Annotated in this window: 12 protein-coding genes; 5 read left to right on the forward strand and 7 right to left on the reverse strand. The window is 70.4% G+C overall.

The features are described from left to right. Positions 1-456 precede the first annotated feature (456 nt). Genes SALPAC4_RS0107910 through SALPAC4_RS0107920 form a run of 3 tightly spaced genes read right to left on the reverse strand, consistent with a single transcriptional unit; the run spans position 457 to position 3,606 of the window. Positions 457-1,641: a type III polyketide synthase gene (locus SALPAC4_RS0107910; protein ID WP_223874720.1), complete on the reverse strand. Its 1,185-nt coding sequence runs from the start codon at positions 1,639-1,641 to the stop codon at positions 457-459. A 34-nt stretch (positions 1,642-1,675) separates the two neighbouring features. Beyond that, positions 1,676-2,839 (reverse strand): acyl-CoA dehydrogenase family protein, encoded by a 1,164-nt coding sequence (locus tag SALPAC4_RS0107915; protein WP_019869865.1) that lies wholly within the window; start codon positions 2,837-2,839, stop codon positions 1,676-1,678. Next, complete coding sequence (locus tag SALPAC4_RS0107920; protein ID WP_019869866.1) at positions 2,836-3,606, reverse strand: methyltransferase domain-containing protein; 771 nt, start codon at positions 3,604-3,606, stop codon at positions 2,836-2,838. The genes SALPAC4_RS0107915 and SALPAC4_RS0107920 overlap by 4 nt, the downstream gene beginning before the upstream one ends. Before the next feature lie 45 nt (positions 3,607-3,651). On the opposite strand from SALPAC4_RS0107920, the gene SALPAC4_RS0107925 reads away from it, so the two are divergent. The 4 genes from SALPAC4_RS0107925 (at position 3,652) to disA (ending at position 8,160) form a co-directional block, all read left to right on the forward strand. Then, positions 3,652-4,584 (forward strand): UbiA family prenyltransferase, encoded by a 933-nt coding sequence (locus tag SALPAC4_RS0107925; protein WP_019869867.1) that lies wholly within the window; start codon positions 3,652-3,654, stop codon positions 4,582-4,584. Between the two features lie 137 nt (positions 4,585-4,721). Then, on the forward strand, positions 4,722-5,375 hold the full coding sequence (locus SALPAC4_RS0107930) for an LPS-assembly lipoprotein LptE (protein WP_019869868.1): 654 nt from the start codon (positions 4,722-4,724) through the stop codon (positions 5,373-5,375). A gap of 28 nt (positions 5,376-5,403) precedes the next feature. After that, the gene (gene radA / locus SALPAC4_RS0107935; protein ID WP_019869869.1) at positions 5,404-6,849 is read left to right on the forward strand and encodes a DNA repair protein RadA; all 1,446 of its coding nucleotides are present in this window, start codon (positions 5,404-5,406) and stop codon (positions 6,847-6,849) included. Positions 6,850-6,984: 135 nt separating this feature from the next. Beyond that, a complete protein-coding gene (gene disA, locus SALPAC4_RS0107940) occupies positions 6,985-8,160 on the forward strand; it encodes a DNA integrity scanning diadenylate cyclase DisA (protein WP_019869870.1) in 1,176 nt (391 codons plus the stop codon). A gap of 106 nt (positions 8,161-8,266) precedes the next feature. Here the strand turns inward: disA and SALPAC4_RS0107945 are convergent, their stop codons facing one another. The 3 genes from SALPAC4_RS0107945 to SALPAC4_RS0107955 form a co-directional block, all read right to left on the reverse strand. Next, the gene (locus SALPAC4_RS0107945) at positions 8,267-8,983 is read right to left on the reverse strand and encodes a hypothetical protein (RefSeq protein ID WP_019869871.1); all 717 of its coding nucleotides are present in this window, start codon (positions 8,981-8,983) and stop codon (positions 8,267-8,269) included. A gap of 194 nt (positions 8,984-9,177) precedes the next feature. Then, a complete protein-coding gene (locus tag SALPAC4_RS0107950) occupies positions 9,178-9,741 on the reverse strand; it encodes a peptide deformylase (protein ID WP_018731424.1) in 564 nt (187 codons plus the stop codon). Continuing rightward, the gene (locus SALPAC4_RS0107955) at positions 9,738-10,250 is read right to left on the reverse strand and encodes a glycine cleavage system protein R (protein ID WP_018737266.1); all 513 of its coding nucleotides are present in this window, start codon (positions 10,248-10,250) and stop codon (positions 9,738-9,740) included. The genes SALPAC4_RS0107950 and SALPAC4_RS0107955 overlap by 4 nt, the downstream gene beginning before the upstream one ends. Positions 10,251-10,378: 128 nt before the next feature. On the opposite strand from SALPAC4_RS0107955, the gene SALPAC4_RS0107960 reads away from it, so the two are divergent. Further along, positions 10,379-11,278 carry an HhH-GPD family protein gene (locus tag SALPAC4_RS0107960; RefSeq protein WP_018737265.1) on the forward strand — a complete coding sequence of 300 codons (900 nt, stop codon included), beginning with the start codon at positions 10,379-10,381 and terminating at the stop codon, positions 11,276-11,278. Between the two features lie 67 nt (positions 11,279-11,345). On the opposite strand, the gene SALPAC4_RS0107965 is transcribed toward SALPAC4_RS0107960, so the two are convergent. Further along, a complete protein-coding gene (locus SALPAC4_RS0107965; protein ID WP_019869872.1) occupies positions 11,346-13,880 on the reverse strand; it encodes an ATP-dependent Clp protease ATP-binding subunit in 2,535 nt (844 codons plus the stop codon). Positions 13,881-14,042: the final 162 nt, after the last annotated feature.

A 14,042-nucleotide genomic window follows, 5' to 3' on the forward strand; every position in this document is an offset into this window, starting at 1 on the left:
TGGGGCCGGGTGGTCGTACCGGACAACGCCGCCGAGCTCTCGGCCGAGGCCGCACAGGTCCGCCGGGAACTGAACCGGCCCACCCCGTCCGGTTCGATCCTGCCGGCGCTGCTGGCGCTCCTGATGGCCATGGTCGCCGTACTGGCCGGGCTGAGCGCGACCATCTGGGCCCAGTCCGCCCCCACCCCGTCAACCCCCGCCACCCCCGCACCACCAGCCGACCTGATCGGGCGGACCATGCCCGCGTTCGAACTGGTGGACAGCGGTGAACCGGTGCCGCTGCGGGGTCTGCTGCCCGCCGTGATCCTCCTCACCGACACGTGCGCCTGCCCGACCGAGGTGGCCGACACGATCGCCGTCGCGCCGCCCGGGGTCACCGTGATCGCCATCAACCCCGACCCCGCCGTACGCGAGTCGCCCCCCGCCCTTCGTGCGCTCGACGACCCAGCCGACGGGTTACGCGCCTTCCTCCGCCTGCCGCCCCGGGCCGGCGTGATCAGCGCGCTGCTCGTGGACCGCTCCGGCACGGTGCGGAAGATGCTCCCCGAGCTCCACTCCCCCGCCGACTTCGAACCCGAGCTGGCCCGCCTCGCCAGCTGACCGTTCGAGGAGGCCCGCATACAGGGTCAGGCCCGGGCCGAAGGCCAGCATCACCACCCGTCCCGGCGGCGCGAGCGCTCGATGCAGTCGGTCCAGTACCAACAGCACCGTCGGCGACGAACAGTTGCCATGGTCGGCCAACGTCTCCCGGGACGCTGCCAGGGCGGCCGACGGCAGGGCGAGTTCCCGCTCCACCACGTTGAGGATGCGGGGGCCGCCCGGATGCACCGCCCAGCCGTCCACCTCCGACCGACGCGTGCCGTGTCGGGCGAGCAGGCCGTCCACCAAGGCCCGTACCTGCGTGGAGAGCACCTGCGGCACCTTCGGCGACAACCCCATCCGGAACCCAACGTCGGTGACGTCCCAGGTCATGTGGTCGGCGGTGGAGGTGTCGGTCACCGAGGCGACCTCCCGCACCCCGTACCCGGGGCCACCGGGCACGACCACGGCGGCCACCGCGGCGTCGGAGAAGAGCGCGTGCGAGACGATCTGCTGGGTGTCCACCCGGGCGGTGGAGGGCTGAATGTGCAGGCTGGTCAGCTCGGCGCAGAGCAGCAGGGCGGGTCGGCCCCGGGCGGTCACGAAGTCACTCGCCACGCCCAGCCCCGGCAAGGCGGCGTAGCAACCCATGTGGCCGACGAAGACCCGCTGCGTGCCCGGCGCCATGCCGAGGTCCCGGGCAAGAAGAATGTCCAGCCCCGGGGTCGCGTAGCCGGTGCAGGAACAGACCACGAAGAGCCCGACGTCGCCGGCGGCCAGACCGGCGGCGGTGAGTGCCCGCCCCACCGCCTCCTTGCCCAGTGGCAGCGCCTCCACCTGATAGCGCCGCATCCGCCGCTCGGTCGACCAGTCGGAGACATCCTCCAGCACCGGGTTGACCGCGGCCTGCCGGCGGTTCACCCCCGAGTTGGCGAAGATCCGTTGGGCCAGGGCCCGGGTGGTTCCGGAGAAGTGTCGCGCGAAGAAACCCTCCCACAGCTCACCCTGGTCGGCCGACGGCGGATGCGCCGTGCCGATCCCCGCGATCACCGGCACGGCCATGATGCCCACCCTTCGTTCTGATCTCCCAGCACGTTCACCAACGAGGGGCCGACCCGTCGCGGTCCGGGTCGCCACCGAGCACGGCGATGCCGAGCCAGTCCGCGCAGACGTCGGAGGTGGCGGGGTGCAGCGAGCCGCAACGCGCATCGCGGTAGAGCCGCTCCAACGGATGCCCCCGCCGGGTGGCCGCGGTGCCGGCCGCCTCCAGCACCGAGGCCGCGACGTCGGCCGCGGTGGTGCCCGCCAACAGCTTCGCCCGCCAGACCCAACGGTTCGTCTCGGCGTCACCCGGCGCCTCATCCACCCGCCGGGCCGCCTCCGCCACCACCAGGTCCGCCGCGGCCACCGCCGCGTCGGCGCGACCGAGCCGGGCCCGGACCGCCGGCAGACCGCCCAGGTCACGGGCGTTCAGGTGCTCGGCCGCGGCGTCGATCGCGGCCCGCGCGACCCCGACGTAGACCGCGGCGTAGCTCGCGACCAGCCAGTGCGGCATCAACTGCGCGACGACCAGAGCCAGCCCCTCGACCCCGCCGAGCAGCCGGTCTGCCGGCGCCGTCACCTCCAGGTGCAGGTCGTGCGAGGCGGTGGACCGCATGCCCAGCGAGTCCCAGGTCTCCTCCACGGTCAGTCCCTCCCCCGCCGGGACGAGAAACTGGGAAACCACCGAAGGATCAGCCGCACTACGGGCGGCCACCAGATAACCGTCGGCGTGGCCGGCACCGGAGCAGAAGGTCTTACTCCCCTTGATCCGCCAGCCGCCGGCAACCGGTTCGTACACGGTGCTGAGCCGCGAAAGCCGGGCCCCCGCCCCACGTTCGCTCATCGCCACCGCGTACCAGGAGCCATCCGCGGCGGCCCGCAGCAGCCGGTCCCGCGCCGCCAACGCCTCGTCCGGCAGGCCAAGCGTCTCGGCCAGCTCCTCGGTCACCGCGCCCAGCGCACCGGTAACGGAGGCGTGCATGTTGAACACCAGTGCGGTGGCGCCGTTTCCCCGGGCCAGCTCGGTCGCGACTGCCGCGTACTCCCCGAAGGTGGCGCCCAGGCCGCCGAGCTCCCGCGGCACCATCAGGCCGAACAGGCCCGCCTCCCGGAGGTCGTGGAAATCGGCGGCCGGGAAGGCGCCGTCCCGGTCGTGGTCGGCCGCCCGAGCGGCGAATCGCGGCGCCAACCGGCGGGCCACCTGCACAGCCTGCGTCATACGGCCGTCCCCTCCTCGGATACATCCGTCCGCGTCTGATCGCGCTCGCGCCGACCCCAGCCCTGGTAGAGCACCGCCGTTGACCAGGTCGGCACGATGCGTGGGGGCATCCCGCCCACGCCCCTCGCCCGCCGGGCCAGCCAGCCGAGCACCCGGGTCAACTGCGGTCGAATCCCGCGCAGCCGCAGGTCAACGCCGTACCGGGCACACTCGGCAACCAATGCGCGGGCGTCCACGAACAACCGTGGGTCGTGGATCCCCCGTGGGACCGTGGGCAGCCGCTCACCGATATGGACGGCGAGCAGGCGACTCAGCGCGGTGTCATTGAGCGTGTCGAGGACGAGTAACCCACCGGGGCGGAGTAGTCGGCAGGCCTCGGCCACCACCGTTCGCCAGTCGGGAACGTGCTCCAACAGCTCGCCCGCGGCGACCACGTCGGCACAGCCGGAGGCGAGCGGCACGGCGGTCGCATCGGCCTGGACCACCGCCACGCCATGTGCGGCGGCTTGGCGCAGCGCCGAACCGGTGAGGTCGACCCCAACGTGTCGATAGCCCTTGCCGGCGAGGTGCGGGGCGAGTAGCCCGGCACCGCAGCCGAGGTCGACCAGGAGCGCGGCGGGGCGCGACGCCGCAGGCACCAACGCCGCCCGGGACTCGGCCAGCCAGTGCAACATGGCGAAGGCGCCATCCGGCCGCCACCATTCTCCGGCCAGGTCGTCATACTGGCGCGGATCATTGCGCGGCAGGGTGCGGCCCGCGTCTGGCATGGACCGAGCGTGGCACGACTGCCCGGTAACGACCAGACTTCCCTCATGACCTCCTCAGTGCTACGGCGTGTCGCGCGGGTACTGACCCGGACGGAGCGAGCCGGACTCACAGCCGGCGACGCCGGCTCGGGAGCGACCCGCACCCGGCTGGTAGTCGCCCTGCTCCGGGCGAGTCACCCCGAGCCAGCAGCCGCGGTCACCACCGTGGCCGGCCTGCTCGCCTGGGGCGTCGGGGCCCCGCCGGCAGGGGTGGTCGCCGTCGTGCTCACCGTGGCCGCGAGTCAACTCGCCGTCGGGTGGACCAACGACGCGCTCGACGCGAAGCGGGACATCGTGGTCGGGCGGCCCGACAAGCCGGTCGCCGCCGGTCTGGTAAGCCGTCGCACGACCGCGCTGGCCGCTGCCGCGGCCACGCTCGCCACCCCGGCGCTCGCGCTGACGACGAACCGGGCCGCCGCGGCCGTGGCCACGGTCGGGCTGATCTCCGCGCTGCTCTACAACTGGCCGTTGAAGTCCTCGCCGCTGTCGGTCCTGCCCTACACGGTCTCCTTCGGGTCGTTGCCGGCGTTCGTCGTGCTGGCCCTGCCGGGCGCGGGAACGCCACCGATCTGGCTGGTCACCGCCGCGGCCCTGCTCGGGGCGGGCGCGCACTTCGCGAACGTGCTGCCCGACCTTGAGGACGACGCCCGCACCGGGGTCCGCGGGCTGCCCCACCGGCTCGGTGCCGGCGGCAGCCGGACCGCGGCTATCGGGCTCCTGCTCGCCGCGACCGCCACCCTGGTCCTCGGGCCGCCCGGACCACCGTCGCCGGTCGGGCTCGCCACAGTGACCGCCGCCGTCCTGATACCACCGCTACTCTGGTGCCTGGAGCGCCTCACCAACCGCGCCAGGACCCGGTCGGTGGCCGCCTTCCGAGCGGTCTTGATAATCGCACTCATCGATGTATTCCTGCTCGTGACCAGCGGACCGTTGATCTGAGCGCCCCCACAGCGGTGGCATCCCCGGGTCGGCGTGCGGAACTGGATCAGCCCCAACTACCCTGGAGCGCGGTCTGCACGGGCATGGCCGCCGTGTCCGGCGTACGACCGGGCCCGATCATGACGAGGAGGACCGACGTGACGCGCTCGATCAGGGGTTCCCGCCGGTCGGCCCTGCTACTGGCCGGGTTGGCGACGAGCGGGCTACTGCTCTCCGGATGCAGCGCCGGCCAGGTCGCCGAGACCGCCGGAACCGTACCGTCGGTTCAGGGCGTCAACGTCGCGAGCGAGAACGGCGACTTCGCCGTTCGTAGCCTGCTGATCGCCTACCCGGGGGTGGACGGCTACCAGGCCGGCGACGACGCGAACCTGGACGTGGTCCTCTACAACGACTCGCCGGACCAGGTCACGGTGACCGTCACCACCGAGGGCGCCCGGGACGTCATCCTCAGCGATCCCCACGCCCCGCGCGGTGCGGGCTCGTCCACGGCGCCGACCGAGACCGGGTCTCCCGTTGGCGACTCGGCCCAGATCACGGTGCCACCGCTGAGCTACGTGCAGCTCAATTCGGAGGCGTCAACGGTGCTGCGGCTGATCGGCCTGAACAAGCCGCTGCACGTCGGTGAGGCCGTCTTCGTGACCTTCGACTTCGGCGGTACCACGATCCGGGCAGCGGCCCCGGTCTCGGTGCCACTCAGCCCGGCCGCTCCCCCGGAGCCGATCATCGAGCGCCACACCGGCTTCGAGGAGCTGGAGGACGGGCACGGCGGTGCGGGTGGCGCCGGGCACTGATCACCGACGCGACGGTTAACGTCCTGGTGTGACCACCTCCCGATCCTCCCGCGCCAGCGCGACCGGCGGCCGCTCCCGCGCCGCCCGCGAGCCCCGCCCCGCCTACGAGTGCGACGCCTGCGGCCACCAGCCACCGAAGTGGGTCGGCCGCTGCCCGGAGTGCGGCGAATGGGGTTCGGTCGTCGAGTGCACCCTGACCGGCCCGACCGTCTCCGGCCGGGTGGTCAGTTCCCGGCTGCCGGCCGAGCCCGCGCGGCCGATCGCCACCATCAGCGCCGCGCCGGCGCGCGCCCGCCCGACCGGCGTCAGTGAGCTCGACCGGGTGCTCGGCGGCGGCCTGGTTCCGGGCGCGGTGGTGTTGCTCGCCGGTGAGCCGGGGGTCGGCAAGTCGACCCTGCTCCTCGACGTGGCGCAGCAGTGGGCCGCCGGCGGCGCCAACCCATCGCTCGTGGTCAGTGGCGAGGAGTCGGTCAGCCAGGTCCGGTTGCGCGCCGAACGGATGGGCACCCTGCACGAGCAGCTCTATCTGGCGGCGGAGAGCGACCTGGCCGCGGTACTCGGGCACCTGGACGCGGTCAAGCCGGGGCTGCTGGTACTGGACTCGGTGCAGACGATCTCGACCACCGGCACCGAAGGAGTGCCCGGTGGGGTAACCCAGGTCCGCGCGGTCACCGCGGCCCTGGTGGCGGTCGCCAAGGAGCGGGGCATCGCGACCCTGCTGGTGGGGCACGTCACCAAGGACGGCCAGGTGGCCGGCCCGCGGGTGCTGGAGCACCTGGTTGACGTGGTGCTGCACTTCGAAGGGGACAAGCACTCGTCCCTGCGATTGGTGCGGGGGGTGAAGAACCGGTTCGGCGCGGCGGACGAGGTCGGCTGCTTCGAGATGCACGAGGGCGGCATCAGCAGCCTGGCCGATCCGTCCGGACTCTTTCTCACCCGCTACTCGGAGCCGGTTCCCGGCACCTGTGTCACGGTGGCGATGGAGGGGCGACGTGCTCTGGTCACCGAGGTGCAGGCGCTGATCGGGGCGACGGTGGCCGGGTCGCCTCGGCGGACGGTCTCCGGGCTCGACTCAGCCCGACTCGCGATGGTCCTGGCGGTGCTCCAACGGCGTACCGAGCGGTTGACCCTGCACGATCGGGAGGTCTTCGCGGCCACTGTTGGCGGCATCCGGGTCGTCGAGCCCGCCGCCGACCTGGCGGTCGCCCTGGCGGTCGCCTCCGGCGGGCTCAACCTCGCGATCACGCCACACCTGGTGGCGATCGGGGAGGTCGGACTCACCGGTGAGGTACGGCGGGTGGGGGCGGTGCCGCGCCGGCTGGCCGAGGCGGCCCGGCTCGGCTTTCGGCTCGCGCTCGTACCACCGGGCTGCGGTCCGGAGAGCACCGGCGTCCGCACCGACCAGCTACGAGTGATCGAAGTCAGTGATGTCCGAGCCGCGCTCCAGGCCGTCGCACGGGCATCTGCGGAGTAATCCTCAGCTCCCATCAGTACGGGAAGTATTCCGATAAACCGTCTATAAGACGGTGTAATCGGTTAATCCAGGCAGCACGACACATCACAGTAACCGCGGCAGCACCCAGGGCAGAGCAGTCCGTAGACTGTCCCCGTGCCGACCGACCGCGACACCACCAAGCCTGCCGGCGCGACACCGTACGCCCGCACCGGTGCCGTGGGTTCGCCCGCCCGTCCGATCAGCGTGCACGTGACCGGCGGCGCGGCCAGTGACCCGCTGCGCGCCAACCTGGCCCTGATGGCACCCGGCACCGCCCTGCGGGACGGACTGGAACGGATCCTCCGCGGACGCACCGGCGCCCTGATCGTTCTGGGCTACGACAAGGTCGTCGAAAGCCTCTGCACCGGCGGCTTCCCACTCGACGTGGAGTTCTCCGCCACCCGCGTCCGCGAGCTGTGCAAGATGGATGGTGCCGTGGTGCTCTCCAGCGACGGCAGCCGGATCGTCCGGGCGGCAGTGCACCTGATGCCCGATCCCGCGATCCCCACCGAGGAGTCCGGCACCCGGCACCGCACCGCCGAGCGGGTTGCCCGTCAGACCGGCTACCCGGTCATCTCGGTGAGCCAATCCATGCGGATCATCAGCCTCTACGTCAACGGCCAGCGGCACGTACTGGACGATTCGGCCGCCATCCTCTCCCGGGCCAACCAGGCACTCGCCACGCTCGAGCGTTACAAGCTACGCCTGGACGAGGTCTCCGGCACCCTCTCCGCCCTGGAGATTGAGGATCTAGTCACCGTTCGGGACGCGGTCGCCGTCGTCCAACGGCTCGAGATGGTCCGTCGGATCGCCGACGAGATCGCCGGATACGTGGTGGAGTTGGGCACCGACGGCCGGCTCCTCGCGCTGCAACTCGACGAGCTGATGGCCGGCGTGGACGCCGACCGCACCCTGGTCATCCGGGACTACCTGCCCACCGGCCGCAAGTCACGCACCCTCGACGAGGCCCTGGTCGAGCTGGACCTGCTGACCGCCGCCGAACTGATCGACCTGGTCGCTGTCAGTAGGGCGATCGGCTACCCCGCCGCCGCCGACGCGCTCGACGCCGCGCTCAGTCCCCGTGGGTTCCGGCTACTGGCCAAGGTGCCACGGCTGCCGGTAGCGATCGTTGACCGCCTGGTGGGGCACTTCGGCAGCCTTCAGCGACTACTCGGCGCGACCGTGGAGGACCTGCAGGCCGTCGAGGGTGTTGGAGACGCCCGGGCAAGGGGCGTCCGTGAAGGCCTTTCCCGGCTCGCCGAGGCATCGATCCTGGAACGCTACGTCTGACCGCCGGTGGCATGTTCAGTGATGAGTCGACGCACAATCGGCTCGGTCGGCGTTACCGCCCGCCGGTCAGCCGAGGCGCGATGCGGTCGACCAGTGTACGGCTCGGTCAGCCGGTGACCTTGAGCTCCACGGGCTCGCTCAATTTCGTGCCGACCCGGGCGAAAACCTGATAGGTGCCGGGCGGCGCTTCAGGGCCGACGGCGACCCCACCCTTACAGCGGGTGTCGTCGTTGCCGTTCCAGGTGACCCGATAGGACCGTTCGAGGTCCGGCGTGAACGACTGGACATCCGAGCCCTCGCCGACGCCACAGCTGTCGGAGGACCAGATCTTCGCCGCCCCATCCTTGAGGAACAGCTCCTGTAGGTCCGCACCGACATCCCGGCTACAGGTCCGGCCCGAGCTATTTTGGATCTTCAATTGCAGATCAACGGCACCGCCCTGGTCCACCGACCCCGGCTGGGGGACAGCGGTCACGCGGATCTCGTCGTCACGGCAGGTGCCGTCGTCGGGTACCGGGGGCGCCGGGGGCGGGTCATCCACCTCAGCCCCCTCGGACGACTCGGAGTTGGGCGACTCCTCCCCGCCAGCATCGCCCGAATCCTCCGGCGGGTCCGGCTGCTCAGTGCTCTTCGGTGGGTCGGAGTCGGTCCCGGAGTCACCGGAGGGCTGCTCCTGCCCGCTGGCATTCTTGTTGGCGGGCTCCTCCGAACTGCCGAACGAGGAGTAGAAAACGACAACCAGAAAGAGAAACACCGCTCCGAGCACAACGGCGCGACGCCGCCAGTAAACGGCGGGGGGCAGGGGGCCGACCGTCAGACGCATGATGTCCTACCCTAGCGGCGTCCCGTCCGGCAACCGACAGCGACGCGCCGGCCCAGCCCAAGCCGACGGAAGCATTTCTCCACTTACGACGATGCAGGTTGCCGAAGGTGCAGGCAGCAGAACGGAAGGTGACCTCCGCCGGCGCGGCCAGGTCACCTTCTCCGGCAGACCAGTGGCCGCAGCCGGGCCGGCGATCAGAGGTAAACCTTGCGCTGGTACACCGCGTGGGCACCGGCAACCCGGTCCAAGAACAGCAGACCCGCACAGTGGTCGATCTCGTGTTGCAGGGCCCGCGCCTCGAACGCGTTGGTGACCAACCGAACCGTCGCTCCGGTCCCGGGCAGGGCCCCCTCGACCACCAGGTGACCGGCGCGTTTGACGTCACCGGTCAGATCCGGCACGGACATGCAGCCCTCCCGTCCAGCCTTCCATCGGCTGGCCTCCACCACGACCGCATTGCACAGCACAAACGCACCGTGCACGATGCCGGCCTTCGGATGGCCGGTGACATCCACCGCGAAGACCCGGGCACCGACCCCAATCTGCGGGGCGGCCAGACCGACGCAGCCCGGAGCGACGCGCATCGTGGCGACCAGATCGGCGGCGAGGCGTACCGTCTGCTCCGCCGTCGGATCCACCGCACCGCCCTCCCGGCTGAGCACCGCGGCCGGGGCAGACACCACCGGTCGCACCTGGCCCGGTGGGCCCAGCACGTCCAGCGTCCAGTCGCCGAGGCCGGCGCGCTCCTCGCGGTTCACAACAGGTCCGGGTCGGCCGGCCGAAGGGTGACCTCCACCCCGAGGTCGGCGGCGGTTGCCGCCAACCGGGCCGTCACCTGCTCGACCACACCCGGTGGCAACTCGACCTCAGCGAGGACGACGTAGAGCGCGCCAGCGAGTCGGGTACTCAGGTCCGTGACGTTGCCGCCTGCCTCCGCGAGCACCCGGGTCATGGCGGCGACGATGCCCATCCGATCAGCACCATGCACCGCCAGCACGTACGGCGCACCGTTCGACGTCTGCTCCCCATCCGGCACCACCGCGCGTACCGTCGCCAGTAGCTGACCGTCGGCGGCGAGCGGCGCCAGCGCGGCCTCGGCCTCGGCGACGGCCGGGCCCACGCAGATCAGCGTCATCGCGAAATGCCCCCGGAGCCGGGTCATGGTGCTGTCGGTGAGATTCGCACCGAGCCGGGCGAGTCCCTCGGCGACATCGGCCACGATGCCGGGCCGATCCCGGCCGATGACGGTGATGGCAAGCTCACTCATCCCCGGATTCTCCCCGACCAGCCCCAGAGCACCATCAGGTACTGCCCGGTTGACCACTCGTCGGGACTGGTAGCGGGGCTGGCCGCCGCGGGAGCGCGCCTCCCGGGGCGTGACATGATCGACCGACGATGACTGAACCGACCTTCACCACCCAGGTCAGCCGGTGGTACACCCAGCATGCCCGGGACCTGCCGTGGCGGCACCCCGAGGTAGGCGCCTGGGCCATCCTCGTCAGTGAGGTGATGCTCCAGCAGACCCCGGTCGCCCGAGTGCTGCCCGCCTGGACGGACTGGATGGCCCGCTGGCCCACCCCGGCCGACCTGGCAGCGGAGCCGCCAGCGGAGGCGATCCGGATGTGGGGACGGCTCGGCTACCCGCGGCGGGCGGTTCGACTGCGCGAGGCCGCGGTGGCGATGGTGGAGCGGCACGGTGGGCAGGTGCCGAACCGGCTGGAACAGCTGCTTGCCCTACCGGGAGTCGGCACATACACGGCGCGGGCCGTGGCCGCGTTCGCGTACGGGCAGCGGCACCCCGTCGTGGACACCAACGTACGACGGGTGATCTGTCGGGCGGTCGCAGGTGAACCGGACGCCGGCCCTGCCACCCGCCCAGCCGACCTGGTCGCCGCCGAGGAGCTACTGCCGGCGGAACCGGCCGCCGCCGCGCTGGCCAGTGCCGCCTTCATGGAGCTGGGGGCGGTGGTCTGCACGGCCCGGTCGCCACGTTGCGGGAGTTGCCCGGTCGCCTCGATCTGCGCCTGGCGGGCCTCCGGGGAGCCGGCGCCGGCCGGCCCCACCCGACGTCCGCAACGGTACGCGGGCACCGACCGCCAGGTTCGTGGACTGCTACTCGGCGTACTCCGGGAGGCACCCGCCCCGGTGCCCCGGCAACGCCTGGACCAGGTGTGGGCCGACGAGACACAGCGTTTTCGGGCGTTGGCCGGCCTGGTCAACGACGGCCTCGTGGAGCAGGTCAACGAGGCGTACTTCCGGCTGGCTGGGGACGGACCGCCGATTCTCCTCAGCTGAGCACGAGTAACGGCCCGATGGCGATCGCCATCGGGCCGTTACTCACTCGGCTGGACCTGCCCGGCGCCTATGCCGCGTCGTCCGCCCCCGTCGCGGCGCCGCCAAGGTCGGCTGGGACCGCGTCCGGCAGCTCGGCCGGCTTGTCGGTGCCGCGGAAGGTGAGGCTGGAGGAATCGATATTGGTCGGATCGCCGTCGCAGTCAACGATGACGATCTGGCCCGGGTTCAGCTCGTTGAACAGAATCCGCTCGGAGAGGTTGTCCTCAATGTCGCGCTGGATCGTGCGGCGTAGCGGCCGGGCACCGAGGACCGGGTCGAAGCCCTTCGTCGCCAGGTACTGCTTGGCGTTGTCGGTGAGCTCCAGCCCCATGTCCTTGTTGCGCAGTTGGGTCTCGATCCGGCCGATCATGATATCGACGATCGAGAGGATCTCCCGGTGGCGCAGCTGGTGGAAGACGATGGTGTCGTCGATCCGGTTGAGGAACTCCGGCCGGAAGTGCTGCTTGAGCTCGTCGTTGACCTTCTGCTTCATCCGGTCGTAATTCGAGTCGGAGTCATCAGAGGCCTGGAAGCCCAGCGAGACCGCCTTGGCGACATCGCGGGTACCGAGGTTGGTCGTCAGGATGATGACCGTGTTCTTGAAGTCCACGATCCGACCCTGACCGTCGGTGAGCCGCCCGTCCTCAAGGATCTGCAGCAGCGTGTTGAACACGTCCGGGTGGGCCTTCTCGATCTCGTCGAAGAGGACCACGCTGAACGGCCGCCGACGGACCTTCTCGGTCAGCTGCCCGCCCTCGTCGTAGCCGACGTAGCCGGGAGGCGCACCGACGAGCCGGGACACCGTGTACCGGTCATGGAACTCGGACATGTCCAGCTGGATCAACGCGTCCTCGCTGCCGAAGAGGAACTCCGCGAGGGCCTTGGACAACTCGGTCTTACCAACCCCGGACGGGCCGGCGAAGATGAACGAGCCAGACGGCCGCTTCGGGTCCTTCAGACCGGCCCGCGTACGGCGGATCGCCTTCGACACCGCCTTGACCGCGTCCTCCTGGCCGATGACCCGCTTGTGCAGCTCATCTTCCATCCGCAGCAACCGGGAGGTCTCCTCCTCGGTCAGCTTGTAGACCGGGATACCCGTCCAGTTACCGAGCACCTCGGCGATCTGCTCGTCGTCAACCTCGGTAACGACGTCCAGGTCGCCGGCCTTCCACTCCTTCTCCCGCTGCGCCTTCTGGCCCAGCAGCTGCTTCTCGGTGTCCCGCAGCTGCGCGGCTCGTTCGAAGTCCTGCGCGTCGATCGCGGACTCCTTGTCCCGACGCACCTGCGCGATCCGCTCATCGAAGTCCCGCAGGTCTGGCGGCGCGGTCATCCGCCGGATCCGCATCCGCGCGCCCGCCTCATCGATCAGGTCGATCGCCTTGTCCGGCAGGAATCGATCCGAGATGTACCGGTCGGCCAGGGTCGCCGCCGCCACCAGGGCCGCATCCGTGATCGACACCCGGTGGTGCGCCTCGTAGCGGTCCCGCAGACCCTTCAGAATCTCAATGGTGTGCGGCAACGATGGCTCACCCACCTGGATGGGCTGGAACCGGCGCTCCAGCGCGGCATCCTTCTCCAGGTGCTTGCGGTACTCATCCAGCGTCGTCGCGCCGATGGTCTGCAACTCACCCCGCGCGAGCATCGGCTTCAGAATGCTCGCCGCGTCGATCGCGCCCTCGGCGGCACCCGCACCCACCAACGTGTGGATCTCGTCAATGAACAGGATGATGTCACCACGGGTACGGATCTCCTTGAGGACCTTCTTCAACCGCTCCTCGAAGTCACCCCGATACCGTGAGCCGGCCACCAGTGCACCCAGGTCAAGGGTGTACAGCTGCTTGTCTTTCAGCGTCTCGGGCACCTCGCCCTTGACGATCCGCTGCGACAGGCCCTCCACCACGGCGGTCTTACCCACACCCGGCTCACCGATCAGCACCGGGTTGTTCTTCGTCCGCCGGGACAGCACCTGCATGACCCGCTCGATCTCTTTTTCCCGACCGATAACCGGATCAAGCTTGCCCTCACGAGCCGCCTGCGTCAGATTGCGACCGAACTGGTCCAACACCAAGCTCGTCGAGGGAGCGGCCTCACCCGGCGCCGTCCCCGCCGCCGCCGGCTCCTTGCCCTGATAACCCGACAGCAGCTGGATCACCTGCTGACGAACCCGGTTCAGGTCCGCCCCCAACTTCACCAGCACCTGCGCCGCCACGCCCTCACCCTCACGGATCAGGCCCAGCAGAATGTGCTCGGTGCCGATGTAGTTGTGCCCGAGCTGCAGCGCCTCTCGCAGCGACAGCTCCAGCACCTTCTTGGCCCGCGGGGTAAACGGAATATGACCACTCGGTGCCTGCTGGCCCTGCCCGATGATCTCCTCAACCTGCTGACGCACACCCTCCAGAGAGATCCCCAGACTCTCCAGCGCCTTGGCGGCCACGCCCTCACCCTCGTGGATCAGGCCCAGCAGAATGTGCTCAGTACCAATGTAATTGTGGTTGAGCATCCGGGCCTCTTCCTGGGCCAGGACAACAACCCGACGCGCTCGGTCGGTGAACCGCTCGAACATGCCCTCGTGCTCCTCACATACCGTGCGCCTCGATGATCTAGATCGTGGCGGGGCCGCTGCGTGAACGCCCGGGATGGGCGTCCGTGCCTTTTAACTCTATCGCCGCGGGCCGACTCCGCTGGGGTCCTGTCTCCCCCGGTGGTGCCGGATACGCTCTGTTTT

Origin of the sequence: Salinispora oceanensis (assembly GCF_000383575.1) — a bacterium.
Classification (GTDB): domain Bacteria; phylum Actinomycetota; class Actinomycetes; order Mycobacteriales; family Micromonosporaceae; genus Micromonospora; species Micromonospora oceanensis.

Coding starts and splice junctions, on each gene's coding strand:
- SALPAC4_RS0107920 (WP_019869866.1), bottom strand. CDS start 3,606: ATGCCAGACGCGGGCCGCACCCTGCCGCGCAATGATCCGCGCCAGTAT.
- SALPAC4_RS0107965 (WP_019869872.1), bottom strand. CDS start 13,880: ATGTTCGAGCGGTTCACCGACCGAGCGCGTCGGGTTGTTGTCCTGGCC.
- SALPAC4_RS0107915 (WP_019869865.1), bottom strand. CDS start 2,839: ATGACGCAGGCTGTGCAGGTGGCCCGCCGGTTGGCGCCGCGATTCGCC.
- SALPAC4_RS0107925 (WP_019869867.1), top strand. CDS start 3,652: ATGACCTCCTCAGTGCTACGGCGTGTCGCGCGGGTACTGACCCGGACG.
- SALPAC4_RS0107910 (WP_223874720.1), bottom strand. CDS start 1,641: ATGGCCGTGCCGGTGATCGCGGGGATCGGCACGGCGCATCCGCCGTCG.
- SALPAC4_RS0107955 (WP_018737266.1), bottom strand. CDS start 10,250: ATGAGTGAGCTTGCCATCACCGTCATCGGCCGGGATCGGCCCGGCATC.
- SALPAC4_RS0107945 (WP_019869871.1), bottom strand. CDS start 8,983: ATGCGTCTGACGGTCGGCCCCCTGCCCCCCGCCGTTTACTGGCGGCGT.
- SALPAC4_RS0107960 (WP_018737265.1), top strand. CDS start 10,379: ATGACTGAACCGACCTTCACCACCCAGGTCAGCCGGTGGTACACCCAG.